The 22,883-nt window shown below is 60.2% G+C and carries 16 protein-coding genes and 1 tRNA gene; 9 read left to right on the forward strand and 8 right to left on the reverse strand.

Features of this window, described 5'->3' with window-relative positions; all coding sequences use genetic code 11:
- Window positions 1-32: 32 nt before the first annotated feature.
- A complete protein-coding gene (locus ACQK2L_RS14835; protein WP_425397807.1) occupies window positions 33-560 on the reverse strand; it encodes a hypothetical protein in 528 nt (175 codons plus the stop codon).
- Window positions 561-733: 173 nt separating this feature from the next.
- Between ACQK2L_RS14835 and ACQK2L_RS14840 the strand changes: the two genes are divergently transcribed.
- Window positions 734-1,324, forward strand: coding sequence for a hypothetical protein (locus tag ACQK2L_RS14840; RefSeq protein WP_425397808.1), 591 nt, complete (start codon window positions 734-736; stop codon window positions 1,322-1,324).
- A 304-nt stretch (window positions 1,325-1,628) separates the two neighbouring features.
- Here ACQK2L_RS14840 and ACQK2L_RS14845 read toward each other — a convergent pair whose 3' ends face one another.
- Both ACQK2L_RS14845 and ACQK2L_RS14850 read right to left on the reverse strand, forming a co-directional pair.
- A complete protein-coding gene (locus ACQK2L_RS14845) occupies window positions 1,629-2,639 on the reverse strand; it encodes an acyl-CoA desaturase (RefSeq protein ID WP_425397809.1) in 1,011 nt (336 codons plus the stop codon).
- A 352-nt stretch (window positions 2,640-2,991) separates the two neighbouring features.
- Window positions 2,992-5,499 carry a ComEC/Rec2 family competence protein gene (locus ACQK2L_RS14850; RefSeq protein WP_425397810.1) on the reverse strand — a complete coding sequence of 836 codons (2,508 nt, stop codon included), beginning with the start codon at window positions 5,497-5,499 and terminating at the stop codon, window positions 2,992-2,994.
- Window positions 5,500-5,755: 256 nt separating this feature from the next.
- On the opposite strand from ACQK2L_RS14850, the gene ACQK2L_RS14855 reads away from it, so the two are divergent.
- A complete protein-coding gene (locus tag ACQK2L_RS14855; protein ID WP_425397811.1) occupies window positions 5,756-8,134 on the forward strand; it encodes a prolyl oligopeptidase family serine peptidase in 2,379 nt (792 codons plus the stop codon).
- A 43-nt stretch (window positions 8,135-8,177) separates the two neighbouring features.
- Here ACQK2L_RS14855 and ACQK2L_RS14860 read toward each other — a convergent pair whose 3' ends face one another.
- Window positions 8,178-9,848: a SpoIIE family protein phosphatase gene (locus tag ACQK2L_RS14860; protein ID WP_425397812.1), complete on the reverse strand. Its 1,671-nt coding sequence runs from the start codon at window positions 9,846-9,848 to the stop codon at window positions 8,178-8,180.
- A gap of 217 nt (window positions 9,849-10,065) precedes the next feature.
- Between ACQK2L_RS14860 and ACQK2L_RS14865 the strand changes: the two genes are divergently transcribed.
- The 5 genes from ACQK2L_RS14865 to ACQK2L_RS14885 all read left to right on the forward strand — a co-directional run bounded on the left by ACQK2L_RS14865 (window position 10,066) and on the right by ACQK2L_RS14885 (window position 13,159).
- Window positions 10,066-11,271 carry a P1 family peptidase gene (locus tag ACQK2L_RS14865; RefSeq protein WP_425397813.1) on the forward strand — a complete coding sequence of 402 codons (1,206 nt, stop codon included), beginning with the start codon at window positions 10,066-10,068 and terminating at the stop codon, window positions 11,269-11,271.
- Between the two features lie 119 nt (window positions 11,272-11,390).
- Entirely contained in the window at window positions 11,391-11,852 is a 462-nt protein-coding gene (locus ACQK2L_RS14870; protein ID WP_425397814.1) for a hypothetical protein, read from the forward strand.
- 53 nt (window positions 11,853-11,905) lie between these two features.
- Complete coding sequence (locus ACQK2L_RS14875) at window positions 11,906-12,571, forward strand: hypothetical protein (RefSeq protein WP_425397815.1); 666 nt, start codon at window positions 11,906-11,908, stop codon at window positions 12,569-12,571.
- A 135-nt stretch (window positions 12,572-12,706) separates the two neighbouring features.
- Entirely contained in the window at window positions 12,707-12,934 is a 228-nt protein-coding gene (locus ACQK2L_RS14880) for a hypothetical protein (RefSeq protein WP_425397816.1), read from the forward strand.
- 153 nt (window positions 12,935-13,087) lie between these two features.
- A tRNA-Gln gene (locus ACQK2L_RS14885) sits at window positions 13,088-13,159 on the forward strand.
- A 76-nt stretch (window positions 13,160-13,235) separates the two neighbouring features.
- Here the strand turns inward: ACQK2L_RS14885 and ACQK2L_RS14890 are convergent.
- Window positions 13,236-15,254: a hypothetical protein gene (locus tag ACQK2L_RS14890; RefSeq protein ID WP_425397817.1), complete on the reverse strand. Its 2,019-nt coding sequence runs from the start codon at window positions 15,252-15,254 to the stop codon at window positions 13,236-13,238.
- Window positions 15,255-15,402: 148 nt separating this feature from the next.
- Between ACQK2L_RS14890 and ACQK2L_RS14895 the strand changes: the two genes are divergently transcribed.
- Window positions 15,403-17,421 carry an Hsp70 family protein gene (locus ACQK2L_RS14895; RefSeq protein ID WP_425397818.1) on the forward strand — a complete coding sequence of 673 codons (2,019 nt, stop codon included), beginning with the start codon at window positions 15,403-15,405 and terminating at the stop codon, window positions 17,419-17,421.
- 130 nt (window positions 17,422-17,551) lie between these two features.
- On the opposite strand, the gene ACQK2L_RS14900 is transcribed toward ACQK2L_RS14895, so the two are convergent.
- From ACQK2L_RS14900 to ACQK2L_RS14910, 3 genes are all read right to left on the reverse strand, one after another.
- Entirely contained in the window at window positions 17,552-19,093 is a 1,542-nt protein-coding gene (locus tag ACQK2L_RS14900; RefSeq protein WP_425397819.1) for a sulfatase family protein, read from the reverse strand.
- A gap of 13 nt (window positions 19,094-19,106) precedes the next feature.
- A complete protein-coding gene (locus ACQK2L_RS14905; protein ID WP_425397820.1) occupies window positions 19,107-19,595 on the reverse strand; it encodes a hypothetical protein in 489 nt (162 codons plus the stop codon).
- A gap of 121 nt (window positions 19,596-19,716) precedes the next feature.
- Window positions 19,717-20,241: a hypothetical protein gene (locus ACQK2L_RS14910; protein ID WP_425397821.1), complete on the reverse strand. Its 525-nt coding sequence runs from the start codon at window positions 20,239-20,241 to the stop codon at window positions 19,717-19,719.
- Between the two features lie 524 nt (window positions 20,242-20,765).
- Here ACQK2L_RS14910 and ACQK2L_RS14915 point away from each other — a divergent pair.
- Complete coding sequence (locus ACQK2L_RS14915; RefSeq protein ID WP_425397822.1) at window positions 20,766-22,829, forward strand: carboxy terminal-processing peptidase; 2,064 nt, start codon at window positions 20,766-20,768, stop codon at window positions 22,827-22,829.
- The last annotated feature ends 54 nt before the right edge of the window (window positions 22,830-22,883 follow it).

Raw genomic sequence — 22,883 nt, forward strand, 5'->3', positions numbered from 1 at the left:
GTAAATCCGCCGAAAAAGTGCTGAAGAAAAAATCACTCCGACAAAGTGCCCACCACATAGTCGCCCAGTGTATCACGTTTGGCCTTCTTGAATTCACGCTCGGTGATCGAACAGACGAACAGCAGCATCTCGGCGGTAGACTGGAAGGTTCGAGCTGCGATGGCATCCGTCGTCCCTATGAAGGGATTGTGAAACTCCCTTTCAGGCACCTCAAGCGTGAAGTCGTCCTTCTGGTTCTTCAATGTCTTGATAGCAGTATCGAGTTTGGGCATTCCCTTGAAGAACTCATCCCCCGGATGGGGAAGCAACTCCCCGATGTCGATGCAAATCACCTTGCCGCGTTTCTTGCTCAGCAGTGCGAGCAGCGACTGGCCATACTGTTCAAACAGAGCGACTTGCGGGAAAATGGATACCATGAACGGCAAGTGCTTTTCACCTAGCTTAATCGCAGCCGCTCGATCGATCGTGAAGTCCCCACGCTTGGCGAGGTCTTTTTGATTCTGCCCCGTCAGCAGTGCCAACCAGAACAGTGGGAAGTAGCTTGCCGATTCGGCGAGCAAGCGAGACTTGCTGCTGGTGCCTGTAGTGATAGACGCGCGATTGGACATGCAAGCAGTTTCTCTTTGTGTGAGTGGTTCGTCAATAAAAGCCCCCCAGCGGCGAATACCCAGTAAGCTCCTCCCACTGCGGGAGGCGGCTCGATTGTCCTGGTTTCTACGGAAAGGCGATGACCATGCGCTGTTATCTGTTGTTTGTAGTTTTGGCTATGGTGGCCTGCGGCGGCACCGCCGCGTGGGCTGAAGATGCCGAGCCCGAAACCGACTTGAGCGGCCAGGCCCAGGAAACGCTCGACAGCGCCAAGGAGACTGCCGACCAGGCCGCGAAGGCGATCGACAAAAACGAAAAGGCGCAAGAGATTTCGGCCGGCATCCTGAAGCCGATCTACCAACTGGCCGAAGCGATCTCGCACCCGGCGTTTCACTGGATTGGCTTCGCCATCATGGTGGCCGGCGTGGTGAGCTTCGCGTTGCAACTGACGCTCGGCAAACTGGTGGTGCTCGCCCACGCGGGCTTCAGTCCAGCGGAGATCCTCTCCGACTCGCTGGGGCTGGTGGTCAGCCTGGTGGGCCTGGTGCTTACAACGCAAGCGGCCGCCGAAAACTCGAGCTTCACCGGAAGCGCCTCGGCGGTGATATCGGCCACGGTGGTCGGCGCGGTGGTAGGTTTCGTGTTCTACCTGTGGGGCCAGCGGCAAGAAGTCGAAGCGGCCAAGGGACGTTCGGCCAAGGCCGCCATAGCCAAAGAGAGCAAAGAGAGTAAGTAACCGATTCGCTACACCGCGACGGCGATGATCTGAGGCGACAACGAGAGCCCCGCGCACGCTTGCGCGGGGCTTTTCTGTTTGTTCGCGGTCTTCCTTGGGGAGAACGCCTGACGACAAGCCTTGTGAAATCGCGCTCTACGCACCCGTTTCGTCGATGATGGGAATGCCGCGGGCGTTGGCACGTTCCAGGAACGGCACCGCAGCCGCTTCGGCGCAGGAGGTTAGACCAACCGATTAGACCCAACGAAAAAGCCCCGAGCAAACTTGCTCGGGGCTTTCGTGAATTCGAATTGTGTCGCCCGCCTTAAGCAGGCTTGGTGTGCTTGACGTCCTTCAAGCGGACGATGTCCCAGGCGAGGCCGGTCTTTTCCATCGCCAGAATTACCCAGTAGGTGACGTCGACCTCCCACCATTTGTGGCCCTGCGAGGCGACGCGCTGGTAGGCGTGGTGGTTGTTGTGCCACCCTTCGCCGAACGCCAGCAGGCCAACCCACCACAGGTTGGTGCTGTCGTCGTTGGTGTCGTAGTTGCGATAGCCCCACATATGCGTGACCGAGTTCACAAACCAGGTGACGTGCATCACGTACACCATGCGAACGCCGGTGCCCCACAGCAGCATCGACATGCCGTCGAACCAACCGCCGTCAAGGCCGAACCAGCCAAAGTAGCCCATCAGGAACAAACCAACGCCCAGGATGAAGTGGCTCGGCAGGAACATCTTGTGCAGGAAGCGCATCATCGGGTCTTTCAGCAGGTCGCCGGCGTAACGCTCGGCGATGTCCTGGCTGATCTTGTGACCCCAGTTGGGCATGAACCACAGCATGTGCGACCACCACGCGCCGTCACGGGGCGAGTGAGGATCGCCATCGTGGTCGCTGTACTTGTGATGCTTGCGATGGTTGGAAACCCACATGATGGCCGAGCCTTCACCGCTCAGCCCACCGAGCATGGCCAGGAACCAGCGAATGGGTTTGTAGGTCTTAAAGCTGCCGTGCGTGAGCAATCGGTGGTAACCCATGCAGACGCCCAGCGAGCCGGTCGCCAGGATCAATACCAGGCAGGTCACCAGTGCTTGCCAGGTGATGAAGAAGGGTGCGGCAAGTGCGAGCACGTGCACGACACCAATCCAGATTACCACGGGCCAGTCGAGGCCCAGCTTCCAGGTCTCGGGCGAGTTGGCCGGCGGGCGGCCATCGATCAACTTAGGGTCTGATTCCACCTTCTCCACAGGGCGGGCCTTGGCCGAAGGGCGATTCTTAAGCACCGCGCTGCTGGAGGGGGAAACGGGGTCGGTATGGGGGTTGTCCAGACTCATCGTCTTCAGGGCTCCGACGGACAGGCGTATGCAACGGTCGAACCAGAAGTGCCGGATGGCAGGGCCAGTGCGTCCGTTTGCCTATTGCTTGGTTCATGATTGCCGAACTCAACAAGGCTCGGCAAGTTAGAGATCTATCGCAGGTGGCGTGATGAAGCAGTTGGTTCCGTGAGCAGTGCTGCGGGCAAACTGCTCTAATTTTGCACGAGGATAGAGGGTTTAGCCCTCAAGGGCTAGCCCACTATGCCGGTGCACGCTAGTCAGAGAGGGATAAACAAAGGACTCCTGCGACGCCCCGTACTACGCTGGTACCCGGTGCCGGGTTCGGCGGTTTCGAAAGGGATGGCTCGATTCACGGCAGAAACGTCGAGATTTCCACCCCATCGGCGTCGACCACTGCGGTAATCGCCCCCCGCTGGGCGGTGTAGAGGACCTCGGCACCCGCTTTCTGGTAGCTCAACTGGACATTGCGGTCCACCGTGTTCGGGCCGCCGCTCACGATGACGATTTCCGGCGTGCTCCAAGCGGCGAAGCCGGGTGGGTCCGATCTTCGACTGCCATGGTGTGGTGCCAGAAGAATCTCACAACTGGTCGGCGGCTCGTCCATCACGTAGTCGATGCCGGGAGCCTCCAAATCGCCCGGCAGCATCACGCGCTGGCCGGCCGACTCGATCACCAGCACCAGGCTGTTCGAGTTGTCACCGCCGAAGCTGCCAAGCTGGTCGGGATAGAGCACGTCGACATGCGTGACCGAGTCGAGCGTAAGCCGATCGCCCAGCTCGATCTCTTCGATCGGAATGTGCCGCGCGGTGAGCAACCGCTGCAACTCGGCGGGCGCGGTGCGAGTGGTCGAGTCGCCTGGCGGGGGGAACATGTGCGGCGAGACGAACACGCGACCGACCGCAAAGCGATCGACTAGTCCCGGCACCGCGTTGAAGTGATCCACGTCGGCATGCGAGAGCACGATGCCATCGATGTGGCGGATGCCGCGCGACCAGAGGTACTCGGAGATGGCCGAAGTCGCGTGGTGCGGAGAGCCCAGCGAGCCAGCGTCGCACAACAGCGTTGCGCCTTCGGGCGTGGTGACCACCGCGCACACTCCGTGTCCGACGTCGAGGAACGCCACCTCCAGTTTGCGCGGTTCGAACCGCTCGACGATGCCGGGCACCGCGCCGATGGCAATCCACGCGGCCGCGAGTTGTGCGGTGCGCCGCCAGCCGAGTCGCGTGCCGCCGGCGGCCAGCAGCAGCGGCGCGAGCATGTACCAACCAACGGTCCACCACGTCCACGGCGCCGGCGACCAACTGTAGGCGTGCGGCCAGTGGCTGGTCGAGTTTACAAGCCCATCGAGCGCGTCGAGGCAGAGCCCGTTCGCCGCAGCGAGCGCCCCTTCCAGCGGTGGGATGAGCCAACCCACGACCAACAGCGCGAAGCCGGTAACGAGCGACGCTGCCACAGTGAGGAACAGCGGCACGCACGCGAGGATCGCGATTGGTGTCACGAGGTGATATCGCGCCAGCAAGAGCGGTAGCGAAATCACCCACACCGCCAGCGTGGCCAACGTGGCTAGCCCTGCCCTGCTGCCCGCCCAGCGCAGCGCGCGGACCGGCAGCGGTTCGCAACTGCGGAGCAACCGTTGCAAGGGATCGAGCGGCTGGCGCCAGCGAACCGACACGAACCACAGCAGCACTGTGACGCACAAGAAGCTGAGTTGCGGGCCGGTGCGGAACAGGTCGGCCGGGTTTAGTGCCAGCACCACCACGGCGGCGATGGCCAGGGAGTTGAGTGCGAAGGGTTGCTCGTCGAACCACAGCCCGATGCACGCCAGCACGGTGAGCACCGCCGCCCGTACGACCGGCGGGTGTGCTCCGGTCAGCACCGCGTAGAACAACACAATCGCCACGGCCACCAATAACGCCTGCCGCCGCGGCAGCAGGCCCATGCCCAGCAGCCCGAACACCATGCTCATCAAGATGCCCGCATGCAGGCCCGACACCACCAAGACGTGCAGCGCTCCGGTCACGCGAAACGCATCGACCTCCTCGCGCGGCATTGAGTTACGGGCACCCAGCAACAGCGCCGCGGCGGTCGGTGCACGCTGCGGACCGAGCGCGCTCCACAAGCGGCTCTGCCAGCTGCTGCGGAGGTTGTCGATCCACCGCGCAGGATTCCACGCGCTACCTTGCTCTAGCTTCGTCACACAGTCGGGCGAGCCGGCCCGCATGAACGCCAATTCGCGGTCGGCCCGCATGTGCAGCGCGTAGTCGAACTGGCCCGGATTGCGCGCCGTGGAGGGATCGCGGAACGAACCGAATACCTGCACGCGATCGCCAGCGCCCACGCCCAACAGGTGCCCGTCGACGATCAACTCGCAGCGCCCCGTGGCCGCTTGCCAATCGGCGCCGTTGCGAACGCGGTTGATCTGGAGCAGCAGTTGGCTCTTCTCGCCTTGAGGAATCGCTCGATACGGCGACTGCGGCGCGGCTGCCACCCGCTCCGGCGCGCCGGTGGCCACGGCTTCGAAGCAGCACGGGTACGGCTGGAGCGTGGCCATCCGCCCGACTTCGTCGGTTTCGAACAGATTCCAGTGCCAGTGATGCCAGCCAGCCGCGAGTGCCGCGGCAGCGCACAACACCGTCGCGCCGGCCAGTCGATGCCCCGTGCGTCGCATCCAGGACCACACACCAAGCAGCGCGAACGAGAGCAACCACCACGCACCGCAGCTCGACCAACCGACCGAGTGGTCGCTGGCTAGCCGGTCGAGCAAAATGCCAGCCATGCCGGCCAAGGCCACCGCCACCATCGGCGCACGCCGCCGCCGGCCAGGGCGTGGGGGCGGTGTGGAGCTGGCAGTGGGCATGGCGGATTCGTACTAGCAGGCTCACATAGGCGGATGCTGGCAGTCTAACTGGAAACGTGGCCGGCTGCCGAACGTTTTCGCTCCCCGCTGCGTACGCAAGCAGTGGAGAAGGCCCCCGCGGAGCGGTGGTCGTCACTCCCGGCCGGTTGCGATATACTCGGTCGCTGCGGCGTGTGAACTTCCTGCCCGGAGGGGTTTTGGGCTTGGATTCACGCTGTCGCCCTCTCCCCAGCACCACCAAGGAGGTAGTCTCGCCATGTTCAAAAACGCCCTGCTTACGTTCTCCGAACTCGCCCTGTGGATCGTGATCGCTGTGATCGCCACCAGTGGGTGCGGAGTGCAAACTACGACCACCATTCCCAACCCCGACGCTACCCAATCGAGCGACCTATCGAGCGACCCGTCGAGCGACGACTCGTCCACCAAGATTGCCAAAGTGCCCGAGCTTAACGAACCCCGATCGAATCCAACCGACGGCGAAACAACCACCGTTACGACGACCGAAGAAACGAAAGTTGAAGCAATGCCCGAGCAAACTACCAGCGATAACAATGCCGCGAAGACCGTTTTGGCCGACGTGCCGCTCATCCCACGCGACGTGTTATTTGGCAACCCCGAACGTGCCCAAGCGCGGTTGAGTCCCGATGGCAAGTGGCTCAGCTTCCTCGCGCCGGTCAAGCAGGAGGGCGACCCGAACGGCGAAGGCGTGATGAACGTGTGGGTCGCCCCGGTGGACGACCTGGCCAGCGCCGAGCCGGTGACCGACGACACCTTCCGTGGCATTCGCTCGCACAACTGGGCCTACAACAGCGAGCAGATTCTCTACTCGCAAGACAAAGGGGGCGACGAGGACTTCCACGTCTACGCGACGAACGTCAAAGACAAGACCACCATCGACCTGACACCGATCGAAAAAGTCCATGCGCGACTGGCTGGCGTGAGCGAGATGTTCCCCGACGAAGTGCTCGTGGCGCTCAACGATCGCATTCCGCAGTTGCACGACTTGTACCGCGTGAATCTGAAGACCGGCGAGCGCGAGCTGCTGCAAGAAAACCCCGGGCTGGCCGCGATAATCCCGGACGATAACTACAAGGTCCGCATGGCATTCAACTACACGCCCGACGGCGGTGCGGCCTGGCTGGTGCCCAAGGGCGAGCCAGGCGAGAAGGGCTACGAGGAATTTGAAGTCGCCGAAACGTTTGGTCCCGAAGACGCGATGACCAGCAGCCCGGTTGGCTTCAACAAAAAGGGCGACGTGCTGTACTACGAGGACAGCCGCGACCGCAACACGGCCGCTCTGTTCGCCCGCAACTTGGCCGAGGGCGATTCGAAGCTACTGGCCGAGAACGACAAGGCGGACGTCGGCGGCATCCTGGTCCATCCCACCGACCACACGATTCAAGCGGTGTCGTTCACGTTCGCTCGCCGCGAGTGGGACGTGCTGGACGAAGCGATCCAGGGCGACGTCGACTTCCTCACCGACTTTGCCGATGGCGAATTCGAAGTCACCGGCCGCACGCTCGACGATCGGTACTGGACCGTGGCCTACATCCTCGACGACGGTCCCGTGAAGTACTACATCTACGACCGGCAGGCCGAGGGCGACGGGCGGATGCGTTACTTGTTCAGCAACCGCGACGACCTGGACGACTACCCGCTGGTAAAGATGCACGCCCCGGTGATCAAAAGCCGCGACGGGCTCGACCTGGTTAGTTACCTCACGCTGCCGCCGGGCTCCGACCCAGACGGCGACGGCGTGCCCAACCAACCTGTGCCGATGATCCTCGACGTGCATGGCGGTCCCTGGGCCCGCGACGACTGGGGATACAACCCCTACCACCAGTGGCTGGCCAACCGTGGGTACGCGGTGCTGAACGTGAACTACCGCGGCTCGACCGGCTTCGGCAAGGATTTCATCAACGCGGCCAACGCCCAATGGTCGCGCAAGATGCACGACGACTTGCTCGACGCGGTAAAGTGGGCGGTCGACAACAAGATCGCCATCGAGGACAAGATCTGCATCATGGGCGGCAGTTACGGCGGGTACGCCACGCTGGTTGGCCTGACCTACACGCCTGATACGTTCGCCTGCGGCGTGGACATCGTGGGTCCCAGCAGCCTGGTGACGCTGCTGGAGAACGTGCCGGACTATTGGATACCGTTCATGCCGGTGATGAAGATCCGCGTGGGCGACGTAAGCACCGAGGAAGGCCGCGCCGATCTGCTGGCGATGTCGCCGCTGACGCACGTCGACCGCATTGAGCGTCCGCTCTTGATTGGCCAGGGTGCGAACGATCCCCGTGTTACGCAGCTCGAAGCCGACCAGATCGTCGAAGCGATGACCGAGAAGAACATCCCGGTCACCTACGTGTTGTACCCAGACGAAGGCCACGGCTTCGCCCGCCCGCAGAACCGCACCAGTTTCAACGCGGTGACCGAGGCGTTCCTCGCCAAGCAGCTCGGCGGCCGATTTCAGAAAATCGGCGACGACTTCGAGGGCTCGAGCATCCACGTCCCCACCGGCGCTGCGGACGTTCCCGGCTTGAAGGACTCGCTCACCGAGGAGCAAATGAAGATGCCACCGGAGCCCGAGAAGGAAGAAGAGCCCGCCGAACCAGCGGGCGAGAAGGCCTGAGGGTCGAGAATCAAAGCGAGGTGGTCGCGGTCCGTCGTCGGCGCTAACCGCTGCGCCCAAAGCACGCCAAGCACATGTCGTCGCTTTGGGCGAAGTCGCCTACGAAGCCGCGGACGTCGTTGAGTACGTGGCGGCCGAGTTCTTCGACGTTGGCGTCGCCGACCGAAATCTGCTTGGCGAGCCGCTCCAGGCCGTACAGGTCGCGGGAGGAGTTCATCGCCTCACTGAAGCCGTCGGTAAACATGGTGAGCGAGTCGCCCGGGCCGAGTTCGATGTCGAGCGATTCGTACTCAAAGTCGTCGATCACGCCGATCGGCAGGCCCGCGATTTCGTCGCCCACTTCCACCACCTCGCCGGTGGCGCGACGCAAGAACGGTGGCATGTGCCCGGCGTTTACCAGCGTCGCGCGGTTTGTCTGCGGGTCGACCACCGCCACGATCATCGTTACAAAGCGGTCGGCCCAGTCGTGTTGGGCGAAGGTGTGATTGGCCTTCGACACCGCCGCGGCTGGCGACTTTTCGCTCGCCAAGCTGAAACGCACATCGCTCGAGAGCCGAGCCATCAGGATCGCCGCGCTGACGCCTTTGCCCGCCACGTCGCCCAGCACCACGGCAAAGCGGCCGTCGGCCAAGGTCACGTAGTCGTAGTAGTCGCCGCCCACCTGGCGGGCCGATTCGTAGTAGTCGAAGAAGTGGTAGCCATCTACCTCCGGCGCGCTCGATGGCAACAACGCCCGCTGCATCCGCGCCGCCAAGTCGAGATCGCGCTGCAGGGCTTGTTGCTCGATGGCGAACTCGTGCATCCGCGCGTTGTCGATCGCCACGGCCGCCTGACTGGCCACGGCGGCTAGCACTTCGAGGTCGTCGTTGGAAAACTTGCTCCGCTGGTTGTTTGTGTCGATCTGAATCACGCCGAGCGGCTGACCTTCCGAGTCGAGCATCGGCGCGCACATCATCGAGCGAATTTGAAAGTCGGCGATACTCTCGGCCATGCTGAACCGCGAGTCGGTCGCCGCGTCGGCCGACAGGATGGCCGACTTGTTGGTCATCGCCTGCTCGACAATCGTGCGGCTGATGCGAGTCCGCTCGTCCCGGCCGGGCATGCGGTACTTGTCGGCTACCGGCACCAGTGGGGCATCTTGGTCGGGTCGCATGATTACGAACCCGCGGTCAGCTTGCACAAAAATCTTGAACAGACTGTCGAGAATCTTCGGCAGGATCTCGTCCAAATCGAGTGTCTTGCTCAGGTTGGTCGAAATCTCCACTAGCGCGGCCAGCTTGGCCTCGGGCTTGGCCGAGAGATTCACGCTGGCCGACCCGCCCGACACGTCGAGCGTGGCCATCACGCTGGCGGTGCCGGTGTCTTCGATCATGGCCAGCGAAGTTTCGTGCTTCGGCTGCTGCCCGCCGAGCGCCGCATCGCCTTCGTCGGTGTGCACCGAGAGTACTTGGTCGCAGATCAGAATGCGGTCGCCATGCTTGAGCGGAGTGCGATGCATGACCTGCACTTCGTTGACGAAGGTGCCGTTGCGGCTCTTGAGATCCTCGACGAAGTAGTCGCCGCCTTCGAGGATCACGGCCGCGTGTTGCCGGCTTACGGCTGCCACGTCGAGCGGAATATCGCAATCGCTGCTGCGGCCAATGACCGACCGCCCGTCGGCCAACTCAATCCGACGCCCTGGCTCGATTCCCTCTACAATTTCCAAATAGGCCATGGACGGTTCACCCCGATCGATAACAAAAGCGCAGCACCCACACAGGCAAGCAGCGTATCACCCCGCCCCCTATCTTAAAAAAAGGGTCGCTCGCGGGGAAGTATTCATGCTTGGGGATTCTCGCTATCGCGCAGGAATGTTTCGCGGCCGCCCGCCGGGTTGGCTACCATGGACTCAGCCGTTTTGCTCCGATTCCACGTTCCCAAGCACGCTCGCTATGCATTTCGTCACGCCCTGCCGATGTTTTCCTGGCCGTCCTTCGCTGCTGGCGATGGCCGTTTGCCTGCTGCCCTTGCTGCTACCAACGGCTGGCTCGGCCGAAGAGAATGCCAGCACCCGGCCGCTGCTGCGCGAGTTGGACATCGAAATCGGCACGCTGGAACCAGGTGAGACCAACACGCTGGTCGACGTACCCGGCGTTGCGGTGGGGCACTGTTCGGTAGTGGAAGACTTCGCCGATGGCTCCGCGCTGCGCACCGGGGTGACCGCCATTCTGCCGCACGGCCAGAACATCTTTCTGCACAAGGTGCCAGCCGCGGTGCACGTGGCGAACGGCTTTGGCAAATTCGTCGGCAGCACCCAGGTGAACGAACTGGGCGTGCTCGAAACGCCCATCCTGCTCACGAACACGCTCAGCACGTTCGCTGTGGCCGACGCGCTGGTGGGTTGGACGCTCCAGCAGCCCGGCTGCGAACTCGTTCGCTCGGTGAACCCGGTGGTCGGCGAGTGCAACGACGGTTACTTGAATGACATCCGCCGCCGCGGCGTGACGTCGGAGCACGTGCTCGCAGCCATCAACAACGCCAACAGCGATGCGGTGCAGCAAGGTTGCGTCGGCGCGGGCGTCGGCACGCGGTGCATGGGCTTCAAGGGCGGCATCGGCAGCAGTTCGCGCAAGCTGCCCGACTCGCTTGGCGGCTACAGGGTTGGCGTGCTGGTGCAAACGAACTTCGGCGGCTCGCTCTCGGTCGACGGCGCGCCGATCGGCGAGCGGCTGGGCAACTACTACCTCCAAGACCACGTGGTGAAGCAGGAACACGGCTCGTGCATCGTGGTAGTAGCGACCAACGCCCCGCTCGACGCGCGGCAACTCGCCCGACTGGCCCGCCGCGGCCCGCTGGGCCTGGCCGCCGCCGGCTCGAGCATCTCCCACGGCTCCGGCGACTACGTGCTGGCCTTCAGCACTGCCGAAGCGCTGCGCACCAGCTACGAATCGGACCAAGCGACCGAAACCAAACCCACCCTCCGCGACGACCGCCTCTCCCCGCTATTCCAGGCCACGAAAGACGCCACCTGCGAAGCGGTAATCAACAGCCTGCTGCAGGCGACCACGACGACCGGCCACCAGGGCCGGGTGACCGAAGCGATTGACCCGGCGGAGTTTATGCGGGCGTACGGGGCGGGCAAGACAGGTCGACCTTGATTTTTTTGGACCCCCCGTCCCTTTGCCATCGGGCTGACCGGTGCCCGCGTTCCCTGAAATCCGGTAGAATCAGGGCTTGGGGTGTCGGGGGTGACACCCGGTTAAACCAAAGGGCCACAATGGGCGATGCCATCGATACGGTGAAGGCGGGCATAGAAGGCATGCGGAAGCTAGCCAGCCTTCCAGAGCTACGCCAGTACTCGGAAGTGCTGACCGATTTAAACGCAGCCTTGCTGGAAACCCAGTCTCTCGTCTTTGACAATCGCGAGCTTCGCGAGGCGATCGACGAAAAGGAAAAGCTGATTGCGGAGCTTCGGGACAAGTTGAAGTTCGCGGGAAAAATCAAATTCTACGAAGGTCTCTACTATGAGGAATTGGACAACGGCTTGCTAGACCCTCGCGCATACTGCACCAACTGCTGGGAAGGGTCGAATGTCGCTTTGCATCTAACCTGGGTTTCCCAAGGATTCTACGGATGGGAGTGTCCCGCCTGTTCGTCGAAATTCCATGGGCAAGAGTACTTCAAGCACGACAAACCGTTTGCTCCGAATGCCGGTGGCAGTGAATCCAAGAATCGCTGAAGCGTGGCGAATAGCCTTCGATCCTTCCCATTCTCGTTTGCAAAGGGGTTGCAGTGATTGAGTCCGCGGTGCTCGCCCAGACTGAAGGTAGCGAAGTGCTAACGCTCGGCCCTCTAATTCAGCAGGTTTCGATTCAGCTCGTTGTAACGCTAGTAGGTGTGCTTGGATCACTGTTAATTGCTGCTCGTACTGATTGGTTTCGAAGGCTAGCTGGATGGGAGCCATACGGCCAAGAGATTTGGCGTGAGAAGTTCAAACACTACTCGAATATAGTGTCTTGTGGTGGAGAACTCCTGAGAACCACTTCGGAAGTTCTGCAACAGTACGAAGCTTGCGAGAAAGCAGATGGGGTAGTCAGCCAAGAGGAAAAGACAGCGACTAACTACGGTGAAGTGGTCTGGAAACTCATGTCCGATAGCTTGGGCGAGCCTCTTATCACGAGCTTTGAGGTCGACCAGTCTCTAATGAAATTGATTGACTCTTGTCTAACTCTCGGTCGGTATGTCGCTACAGTGCCTTCCTCAAAGCAGTCTATTCAAAAAGCCCACGAATTAGCGAGCAATCTTTCTTCGGACTACTTCAAGGTCCAACTTGCAATGAAGCATTGCCTTGGTGTACCGACTTTCGAAGCTGCTCAGAAATCACAATTACTGGAACTTGCAACAAAGAATCGTCACTACCTCACAGCACCACCCCAACCACCACACAACGGCAGTTGACCCGCTCGCCTGCTGTCAGTGACCATTGGCCAGAAGACTGCGGGCAACCTCCCTCGATCCACCTCGATTTTCCGAACCCCGCGTCCTGCCCAAACAGTATTGCGAAAACTACCGTCTCTGGAGGCGACAGATAACATGACAGTTTTGGTGACAGAAGAGCAGGCGAAAAGTATCGCAAGAGAATTTGGAGAAAAGGAGGGCATACAAGAATTTATTGTCGACGGATGCACCCTAACGGAGGAAGATGGTGCTCCGGTTTGGAAAGTGTTTATGGGATTTGTTGAGATAACAGGTCCCTTCTCACGTGTCGTTCTGACCATAAATCCTGCGTTTGGAGAGGTAATAGCCGCTAGGACGTTGTAGTGACGGGCTGGGTACCTACGCTCACGACACTACGGCAGCTGCCCCGCTCGCATTCTGGTAGTGACCAGTGGCCAGAAGACTGCGGGCAACCCGATCCACCTTGATTTTCCGAACCCCGCGTCCTACATTTGTGTCCCTGCACAACTCACGCACTGGGGAGTGGTGTAATCGGTAGCACGATGGATTCTGATTCCATTAGTCGGGGTTCAAGTCCCTGCTCCCCAGCTTCCAGAAACCCCGGCCAAACGCGCGGTTTGCCGGGGTTTTTTCGTGTGCGTGGCGAATCGACGTTGGCCCCGTGTCATTGCGGGAAGAAACCGGGAGCGCTGACCTCTTGCCGCAGCGCGTCTGCCGAAGTTTCGCTATCCTCCGATTCTATCGGTGGCATTCCCTTGCGATACAGCACCACTTCCTGGCCTGCGACAGGCAGGTATAGTTCAAATGTCACTTTCGCCCGCCCATTCAGTTCGGACGCAAGTGCCCTGAGGGCTGGAAGCCTAGTCTGTTCATCTTGTCGGATCAGGGGCGACATTTTTTCTAGCGCAGCTATTCTTGCTTCATTGGCATTGACCTCCGCCCTGGCTCTTGCGATTGCTGCCTTTTTCTGGTTGCGAAGAGCCACCGTCGTCCCACCCCCTGGGATCTTAATGTTCATATTGTTGGCGGCAGTCAAGTTTCGATTCAAGACGCTGCGTTTCCTCACTCGTCGGTTGTAGTCCTTGGTAGCATCCCGTTTGTCTTTCTCCAGACGCTTCTCTGCCTTATCCACTTCGCTGTTGGAAAGAACAAATAGATCGCTCGGATAGGAGACCAAACGAAAGCCGGGCGACACCTTTACAGAGATCGTCCTGACTTTGCTCTCCCAGTAGGCACCCAGCCCTGCGAAGTCGGTGCCCCTAAACGACAATAACAATTGCTCCTGTTCACTCAGTCTACCTGGCTCACCATCAACCACTGTGGTTGTGGGAAAGCCGTCGTTGGCAGCAACTCGGAGGAATAGCTCACTTGGTGGAGGTAGATTGGGAATCGAATCTCGAGGGATTTGATGTTCGTGAATCTCTCCCCAGTCTCCCAGCACGATGGGTTCTGGATCTTCGATTGGCTTACGCAACTGCATGTCATGAACTTGGTCGCCCAAAACTAGACGTAGAACGCAAAGCTGCAATCGGTCAGTCTGAATTTCACCAACCGTATCCGTCAACCATGAGAAACTAAATTCGTTTTCAGTGGCCCGAAACATTCCAATTGGCTTGGCGTCGCCAGGATCTCGTCCGGCGGCAATCTCCCGCGCCGAATTGGTTGGCTCGTCGAATACCAGCCATTGAACGCCTTCGTCGGTATCGTGATGTGGGCGCAGGAAAACCATGCGATTCGCACGGTCAAGATACGCCGGTGCCGACAGGTGGAGATTAAGCTCGTCGAGGTCTTCGATTGGCAATCCAAAAGTACCAATGATCTGCTGATCCGCATCCATATCAGCCAGGGAAACTATGGCTGGCAGCGGCCTGAATGGCGGGACAAACACTGGTCGTGGGTCGGTGCGGACCAGATCCGTGTTAGGCTGACCAAAACCGTTTCGTTGCTTCAGGTTTGAGTCTTGTATCGCAGGCTCCTGGCGGCGAAACGCAGGGCTAACTGACCGCGATATTGGCTTCGTGGGTGGTGTCTGTTCTGGTTCTACCTCTTCGACTTCGGAGGGGTTGGGAATGGTGGTGGTAGTTGCAGGAGATTCAGACTGGGCGGTTGTCTTAGTAACGTCGGGTGCAGTTTGCTGTGCATACCAAAGCAAACCAGCTAGCACCACAGCGCTAACCAAAAAAGTACCGACATAGATCGCAATAGGAGAACTTTTTTTGCGGCGCTTGTAGCGGATCGAGTTGGACGGTGCGGTAACCAATGTCTCCAACGCCATCGTCGAATCCGATGGCTTAGAACTGACAAGAGGCTCAGAATTGGGAGTAGGCTGAGGCGTCGGAGCTGCTGGCCGCGCATCGGCCGCAGCGGCGGATATCGCTTTTAGTCTTTGCGATCGCACCTTAACCAATTGCTGATCGTAAATCGGCTTCAGGTTGGGATTGAGCAGGCAAACCCGCGCTTTCGATAGCTCATTCAAGAGCAATTGAGAATGAGCGGCGTAAGGACCTGTGGCAAAGGCTTTTACGTGCCCCATTTGGCGGTCAGCGGCCGCCGTGATTACCTCGGGGTCCTCCTCGAAGAGTTCTAGGCCGAGAAGCCGGTAGTGGTTCGGAGGTTGCTCTGACTCCGGAATACCAAGCCACTTGTAGTAAGGATCAAATCCCGTGGAGTCTCTCGTGCTCATCCCCCGCACCCCTACTATGATCTATCCAACCAAAATACATGATTGCCGCGTGCCCGCAGCTTAGCTAGTGGATGCCTCTCTAGAAGGGTATACTAGCCGACAACTGATCAATCTACAACAAATATCGGCCCACCGATCGGGGGGACTCATGCCAAGATTTACCTCGGTGGGCATCGATTTAGGCACAACTCTATCGGCCGTTAGCTACGTAGATTTCCAGGGCGAAACTCGAATGCTTGAGAATTCAGTGGGCAGCCTGCTGACGCCAAGTGTAGTGCTTTTCGAGGAGAATGGAATCAAAGTCGGAGTAGAGGCCTGGGAATTAGCCCCGAGCAGGCCCGAATCTGTAGCGGAGAACGTCAAACGGGATATGGGTGCATCTTTGTACCGCCGCAGAATACTCGACCAAGAATTCCCGCCGGAAGCCATCCAAGGATTCATTCTTCGTCAACTGGAGAAAGACATCTCTAGGAATATCCCTGGGGAGTACGGTGCCGTAATTACCGTGCCAGCCTATTTTGACGAGGCGCGTCGCAAGGCCACGGCCGATGCTGGTAAAATGAGCGGTTTGCCAGTGCTCGACATCGTCAACGAACCCACAGCGGCGGCTTTGGCATTTGGTGAGCGGCTGGGCTACCTGACTCCCGAAGGCGCACCCAGCGAGCAATTAACGCTTGTAGTCTACGACCTCGGTGGTGGAACGTTCGATGTGACCGTTATGAGATTGTCCTCAGAGGGAGTGACGACACTTGCCACGGATGGCGACTATGAACTAGGTGGTATTCACTGGGACGAAAGACTTGCCGACTATGCTGAGCAACAGTTCCTACTGCTTTGGCCCCAAGTCGAGTCGCTATCCGAGTGCGACCGTCTACGTTTGATTCGGGCTGCTCGGGCCACGAAGCATGAACTGTCGACTAGCCCGATCGCCAGCCTTTGCGTCGAAATCGCAGGATGCGAGATGAAGCTGCCAGTGAGTAGAACAGACTTTGAGGACTTAACAGCGGATCTGGTGGCTCGCACTGTATTCACAACGAATCAAACTTTGCGCGAAGCGGACGTTTTGTGGCACCAAATCGATCGACTACTGCTTGTCGGCGGATCTACTCGCATGCCGGCCGTTCGCAGAGCAATGGAAGAGGCAAGTGGGCTTCACGCGGACGACGAGGTACATCCAGACGAGGCTGTTGCCCGAGGTGCTGCTATCTACGCTCGCTTCTTACTGGGTGCGAAGGGCATCGATCCCGCCGTTCCTAAACTGAAAGTGACAGACGTCAACTCACACGGCCTAGGTATTGAAGGCGTAAACCAAGAAACGCTGCGTACCGAGAACGTCACTATCATTCCGCGCAATACACCTCTCCCGTATGAGGTGTCTCGGAAGTTCGTGACCAAGGTCGATAACCAGCGCAGCGTAAAGGTCCAACTGCTAGAGGGGGATAGCTCGATGCCTGAGCAATGCTCTCGCCTAGCTGTTGCAGCAATCAAGAACCTGCCACCTGGGCTGCCGGCAGGAACGTCAATTGGGGTGAACTATCGCTTCGAGGCAAATGGCCGCCTATCGGTTGATGCGAGAGTAGAGGGCCATGGCACGGAGGCGAAGATTGAACTTGAACGTGTGAGGGGACTGCCGAATCAGAAGGTGAAGAAGTGGCGAGAAATTATCTGCCGTGATGGTGGGTACCGTGATTTTGAAGAAGCGGTTTCCACCTTGATCGACGATATGGCGAGCCGAACGGGTAGCGATGACGCCGCATTACGCACCGACGACTACAAGCCAGCCGAAGTTCCGCCATCAGCCCGCAAAGATGACCTTCAGCCTGCTATACCATTTGGAGCACCGCTCGCTGCTTCCAGTCATCTCCTCAAGATTGCTGAAGCGCCGGCTACCGAATTTCCGGTGACAACGAGTGCCACCGAGTACGAACCAACAAGGGAAGCAGAGCAGATCTCCACTCCCGTAGTCCCTACGATCCGCAGGCGATCGGTTCGCGGAACGAGCCTGCCAGTCGTAGTCCACATGCTGGGACACCTGATCGCAGGCCTGGTAGGGCTCTCGCTCGGATACTATGCCTTGTGTTGGGTGCGACCGGACCTAAATTTCTTGAACCTCGAATTACCAGGCATAAACGTGTCTCCGAACACCACACCTGGAGTCCCTCGCTGAACAGACCACCTACCACTACCGGCTTGTCACCAGCAGTGCTTCCCGGCTTCGAGAAATCCCGGCCAAGCGCATGGTTTGCCGGGGTTTTTTGCAGCGTTAGAAGCGTTGGGGAAGGAGTCTCGGCCAGCCGCTACTTCTTCAGCGGCTCCGGCTCGTCGCTGGTAACTTCGAACTGCTGGCGGAGTTCGGCCAGCTTCTGTTCCAGCTCGGCGCGGACATCCGCGTAGGTGGGGTCGTTGAAGACGCTCATCATTTCGTTCGGGTCGTCCTCGAGGTCGAACATCTCCCACTGGTCCAGGTCGTAGTAGTGGATCAGCTTGTAGCGGTCGGTGGCGACGCCGTAGTGGCGGGCGACGTCGTGCGAGGCCGGCGGGCCTTCGTAGTAGTGGTAGTAGAACGAGTCGCGCCACTGGTCGACCGGCTGGCCGCGGAGCATCGGCTCGAGGCTGGCGCCTTGCATTTCGGCGGGGATGTCCACGCCGGCGATGTCGAGGAAGGTCTCGGCGAAGTCGAGGTTCGAGACCATCCGTTTTTCGACCGAGCCCGGCTGCACCACGCCTGGCCAGCGGACGACGAGCGGGGTGCGGAACGACTCTTCGTACATCCACCGCTTGTCGTACCAGCCATGCTCGCCGAGGTAGAAACCCTGGTCGCTGGAGTAGACGACCACTGTGTTGTCGGCCAGCCCGTGCTCGTCGAGGTAGTCGAGCACGCGGCCCACGTTGTCGTCCACCGAGGCGATGCACCGCAGGTAGTCCTTGATGTATCGCTGGTAGTTCCAGCGGGTCTTGGCCTCGCCGGTGGGTGGGTCCTGCATGTAGGCGTCGTTCTCCTCTTTGTAGGCCGCTTTCCACGCCTGCTGTTCTTCGGGGCTCATCAACTTGAACTGCCGCTCGGCGTACTTCGCACCCTCGGGCCAGACCTTCAGGTCTTCCATGGGCCGCATGTGATCGCCGACGCGCATCGTGGCGTCCTTGGCGGCGTCGCTGCGGTTGCGATAGTCGTCGAAGAGCGTTTCCGGCTCGGGCAGGGTCTCGCCGTTGTAGTCGGCCACGTGGTCAGGACCCGGCGCCCATTCGCGATGCGGCGCTTTGTGTTGCAGCATCAGCAGGAACGGCTTCTGTTGGTCGCGACCGTTCTCGAGCCACTCCAGCGCGGTGTCGGTGGTGACGTCGGTCACGTAGCCCTTCTTCACCACGCGTCCCTCGGGCGTGCGAAACACCGGGCTGTAGTAGCGCCCCTGCCCGGGCAGCACTTCCCAGAAGTCGAAACCCGTGGGGTCGGTCCTCAGGTGCCACTTGCCAACCATGGCGGTTTGGTAACCGGCCTGCTGCAGCAGTTTGGGAAAGGTCATCTGCGTTCCGTCGAACACGCTGCGGTTGTCGTAAAAGCCGTTCTTGTGACTGTACTTGCCAGTGAGGATGACCGCGCGGCTGGGACCGCAGATGGAGTTGGTTACCACGCAGCGGTCGAACCGCATTCCCTGGTTGGCGATTCGATCGATGTTGGGCGTCTGGTTGCGATTCGAGCCGTACGCGCTGATCGCCTGGTAGGCGTGGTCGTCGGCGAAAATGAACAGGATGTTCGGTTGCTCTGTTGCAGCATCTGCAAGCGAGGCGAACGAACTTAAGGCGGCGAAGAAGGCGTACGCAAATAGGCTGGTGATTCGCATGAGATGCCTGGCTCTAGTCGGAGGATGGAAGTTGCAACTCGCCGATGGCTTCCAGGTGCCCGGCGTAGTGCTTGGCTGCTTCGTGCGGTTCCATGTTAAACAAAACGCGCCCAGCGGTGCACCACTGTCCGCTGCGCCATTCTAACAGAGCGGTGGCGCACCGCAGGTTGCTCACGGCGGCCACGTCCTCCATATCGCCGCCCAAAACGGCCTCGAAGGCGATGGTAATGCCCACCAGGGCGTACAAATCGCCCGTGGAGCGGTCGCGGGCCAATAGCGCCGCGTCGTGAAACCGCGACTCCTTCCACACCAGCCCACGTGGTTTCCCGGTGGCGGCAGCCGATTCGAGAAACTGCTGCTCGAGCTGCCGCCAGACTTTAGGCAGTTGCTCACTGCCCCGCTCGAGCTGCCTTCGCCACCGCCGACGACCCCACACGCCGCGCAGCATCCAGGCGGCGACGAGCATCAGGGCGACCAGCAGCACCAGAAGTTCCGTGTACACCAAATCTCCTCGGGACACCGCAGACGAACGACGGTGCTGAGCTTAACGCGCTCGCATGGCCGGTTCCATCGCCCAAAGTAGATGCCCCAAGGATCTAGATGCCCAAGCAGCGGTCGAGAGGTCACGGCACCGGCAGTTGCTCGGCGGCGGGCTGCTCGGAAGGCGAGGCGGGCGTTTGCGGAGATGCAGCGGCCGGACGCTCTAGTGTTGGAGCTTCGAACAACTGCGGTGTCACAGTCTCCGCGCCTGGAAGCGGCACCGTGGGAGCAAACGTCGGCTGCCGGTGGATAGGCTGATTGGTCATCGACTGACTGGGCGCCGTGGGCCGATACTGCGGCTGGTACTGCTCAACTTGGTACTCATGCTGCGGCGTGTAGTGCTGCTCGTGGTGAACCATGCCCACCGAGTAGCGCGGCAGGTGCAGCGGGGTCGGCACTCGGCGAACGCCCGGGCTGGCGGCCTTGCCCCGCCACGCGTTCCCCATGACCATCGGCGCGTGATAGCCGGGACCGAAGCCGCACCCCATGAACTGGTTGGCTGTCGAGGGCAGGTTCCACCACCCGGTGGCCATGCACTCGCTGGCGGCCAGACAACTGGCAGCAGCCAGCAGGGCCATGGGAACGCTCAAACGGAATAGGTTGGACATGACGGGCGGAACTACGGGGGTGGATAGTGGCAGGCGAGCGCGCGCGGTTGCCAGCGCAGCAGGTAGTCTGTTCATCGTCGTGGCTGGCCGCGGTACGACAAGCGATCGCGCGCGGCAGTGGCAATTTGCTCCTGGCGCCCGCCTGTCTGACACGGTTAGCCAAGCTCCACCGGCAGATGGTGAGCGGGAAACCCCTACGAACCAGAGGCAAAAGCCGTGCGTACCTTACACATGCATGCAGTCTCAGGATTGTGAAAACTGGGCGAATAACCTCGATCTTGCCGCTTGCGCAAAGTACGGGTATCATGCACTAAGTGTCGAAAGTGAAGTAACTTAGGTCGTTTACGGTCTTTACGGGCCACGTTTCAGGCCCGGCCAGCTTCAAAACGCCGTTGGAGGTCTTCAAGTCCCGCAAACGGTGTTGTCGATGGTGGTAGGTTCGGACCGATAAAACGCCTACTGGACTTTGTCCGCCTGCCCTTCGGCCAATTCGGCCGCTGATTCTTATTGAAGGAAGTTTCGCCATGCAGCACGCTACCGCCGTTCGACCAGGCTTTGCCAATTGTCTGTCCCTTGGTGTGGCTGCCCTGTTGGTCGCAGCACCAACCTACGCCCGGCCCACGGAACAATCGGCTGAAGACCGACAGATCGCCCTGGCGGTTTCGCTGCTCATGGAGAAGCAACATATTTCGCAGAAGCGAATCGACGATCAGGCGTCGGAGCGATGCCTGGAGTCGATGCTCAAGTCGCTCGACCCTCTGAAGCTGTTCTTCTATCAGTCGGACGTCGACGAGTTCAGTCGCAACAAGCACGAGCTGGACGATCAGGTTCGCGGCGGCAGCATCCGCATGGCTTACAAGATTTTCGAACGCTTCATGGAGCGTGTCGATGAGCGAATCGACATCGCCCTGGAGCAGGTCAACGCCGAACACGACTTCACGCTGAAGGAGGAAATGATCCGCGATGCGGATGCGGCCAAATACGCCAAAACGCCCGAAGAAGCCAAAGACAAGTGGCGTCGTCGCGTGAAGTACGAGATGCTGACGTTCATCGCGGATGACATGGAGCCCTCCGAAGCCCGTGAGAAGCTCACGCGCCGGTATACCAGCATTCGCAAGCGTTGGGACCAGACCAGCAACGACGAGTTGCTGGAGATGTACCTGACCGCGATGACCACCGGCTTCGACCCGCACTCCACCTACATGTCGCCCAGCACGCTGGACAACTTCGAAATCCAGATGCGTCTGAAGCTCGACGGCATCGGCGCCTCGCTTCGTAGCGAAGACGGCTACACCAAAGTGCACCAGATCATCGCCGGCGGCGCTGCCGACGAGGACGGCCGCTTGAAGGAAGGCGACGAAATCATCGGCGTAGGACAGGGCGACGATGGCGAGATCGAAGACATCGTCGACATGAAGCTCAACGACGTGGTGAGCAAGATCCGTGGCGAGCGCGGCAGCATTGTGCGACTCGAAGTGCGTCCTGTCGACAATCCCAAAGACCTGCAGGTCTATAAGCTGGTGCGGCAGGAAATCAAACTCACCGAGAGCGAAGCCCGCAGCGAAATCGTCGAGTGGGGCACCAAGCCCAACGGCCAGCCTTACCGCGTGGGCGTGATCGCGCTGCCAAGCTTCTACATGGACATGGACGCCGCCCGGGCGGGAGATCCGAATTACAAGAGCACCACGCGTGACGTCCGCCGACTGCTGAAGGACTTCAACGCCAAGGGCGTCGATGCGGTGATGGTCGACCTCCGCTTCAATGGCGGCGGTTCGCTGACCGAAGCGGTCAACATGACCGGCTTGTTCATCGACAAGGGCCCCGTGGTCCAGGTGAAGGGTCCCGACGGACGCGCCCAGCGGTTCGAAGATCCCGAGTCGGGCATGGTCTGGTCGGGTCCGCTGGTGGTGCTGACTAACAAGTTCAGCGCTTCGGCCAGCGAGATCTTCGCCGGCGCCATGCAGGATTACAACCGTGGCCTGATCGTCGGCGACGACGCCACCCACGGCAAAGGCACCGTGCAGCAACTGTACGACGTCGCCCAACTGCTGTTCCGCATCAACAAGGACATGAACATGGGAGCGATGAAGCTCACCATCCAGCAGTTCTACCGTCCCGATGGCGCCAGCACGCAGAACAAGGGCGTGGTGTCCGATGTGGTGATTCCCTCGCTCACTTCGCACCTGGACGTCGGCGAGTCGGACCTCGACTACGCCCTGGCATTCGACAAGATCGGCAGCCTGAGCCACGACGAGTACCAGATGGTCGACTCGAACATGGTGAGCCAGCTCCGCGAATCGTCCAAGGCTCGCATCGCCAAGAGCGAGGACTTCGCCAAGGACATCAAGCGGATCAACAAGTTCGAAGAGCAAAAGGACCGCAAGACGGTTACCTTGAACAAGGCGGAGTTCCTGGCCGAGCGTGAAGAACTGGACGCCGACAAGGAGCAAGAGGACGCCTTCGAAGAAGCGGTAAGCAACGACCGCCCGGTGTTCGACATGGAAGACCACTACAATCAGGAAGCCTTGTCGATCTTGATCGACTACCTGATGCTGCTGAAGAACAACCGTGTGGCCATCGGCCGCTAGATAGTACCTCCATACTCCTTATGGAGCTGAACCACCAAGACGCTCCGCGAAGTC

This window comes from Aeoliella sp. (genome assembly GCF_965227375.1).
In the GTDB taxonomy this organism is placed as follows: domain Bacteria; phylum Planctomycetota; class Planctomycetia; order Pirellulales; family Lacipirellulaceae; genus Aeoliella.

Bases quoted from the DNA above. Each gene is read 5' to 3' on its own strand.
- ACQK2L_RS14840 (WP_425397808.1), top strand. From the start codon at position 734: ATGCGCTGTTATCTGTTGTTTGTAGTTTTGGCTATGGTGGCCTGCGGC.
- ACQK2L_RS14845 (WP_425397809.1), bottom strand. From the start codon at position 2,639: ATGAGTCTGGACAACCCCCATACCGACCCCGTTTCCCCCTCCAGCAGC.
- ACQK2L_RS14850 (WP_425397810.1), bottom strand. From the start codon at position 5,499: ATGCCCACTGCCAGCTCCACACCGCCCCCACGCCCTGGCCGGCGGCGG.
- ACQK2L_RS14855 (WP_425397811.1), top strand. From the start codon at position 5,756: ATGTTCAAAAACGCCCTGCTTACGTTCTCCGAACTCGCCCTGTGGATC.
- ACQK2L_RS14860 (WP_425397812.1), bottom strand. From the start codon at position 9,848: ATGGCCTATTTGGAAATTGTAGAGGGAATCGAGCCAGGGCGTCGGATT.
- ACQK2L_RS14865 (WP_425397813.1), top strand. From the start codon at position 10,066: ATGCATTTCGTCACGCCCTGCCGATGTTTTCCTGGCCGTCCTTCGCTG.
- ACQK2L_RS14870 (WP_425397814.1), top strand. From the start codon at position 11,391: ATGGGCGATGCCATCGATACGGTGAAGGCGGGCATAGAAGGCATGCGG.
- ACQK2L_RS14880 (WP_425397816.1), top strand. From the start codon at position 12,707: ATGACAGTTTTGGTGACAGAAGAGCAGGCGAAAAGTATCGCAAGAGAA.
- ACQK2L_RS14890 (WP_425397817.1), bottom strand. From the start codon at position 15,254: ATGAGCACGAGAGACTCCACGGGATTTGATCCTTACTACAAGTGGCTT.
- ACQK2L_RS14895 (WP_425397818.1), top strand. From the start codon at position 15,403: ATGCCAAGATTTACCTCGGTGGGCATCGATTTAGGCACAACTCTATCG.
- ACQK2L_RS14900 (WP_425397819.1), bottom strand. From the start codon at position 19,093: ATGCGAATCACCAGCCTATTTGCGTACGCCTTCTTCGCCGCCTTAAGT.
- ACQK2L_RS14910 (WP_425397821.1), bottom strand. From the start codon at position 20,241: ATGTCCAACCTATTCCGTTTGAGCGTTCCCATGGCCCTGCTGGCTGCT.
- ACQK2L_RS14915 (WP_425397822.1), top strand. From the start codon at position 20,766: ATGCAGCACGCTACCGCCGTTCGACCAGGCTTTGCCAATTGTCTGTCC.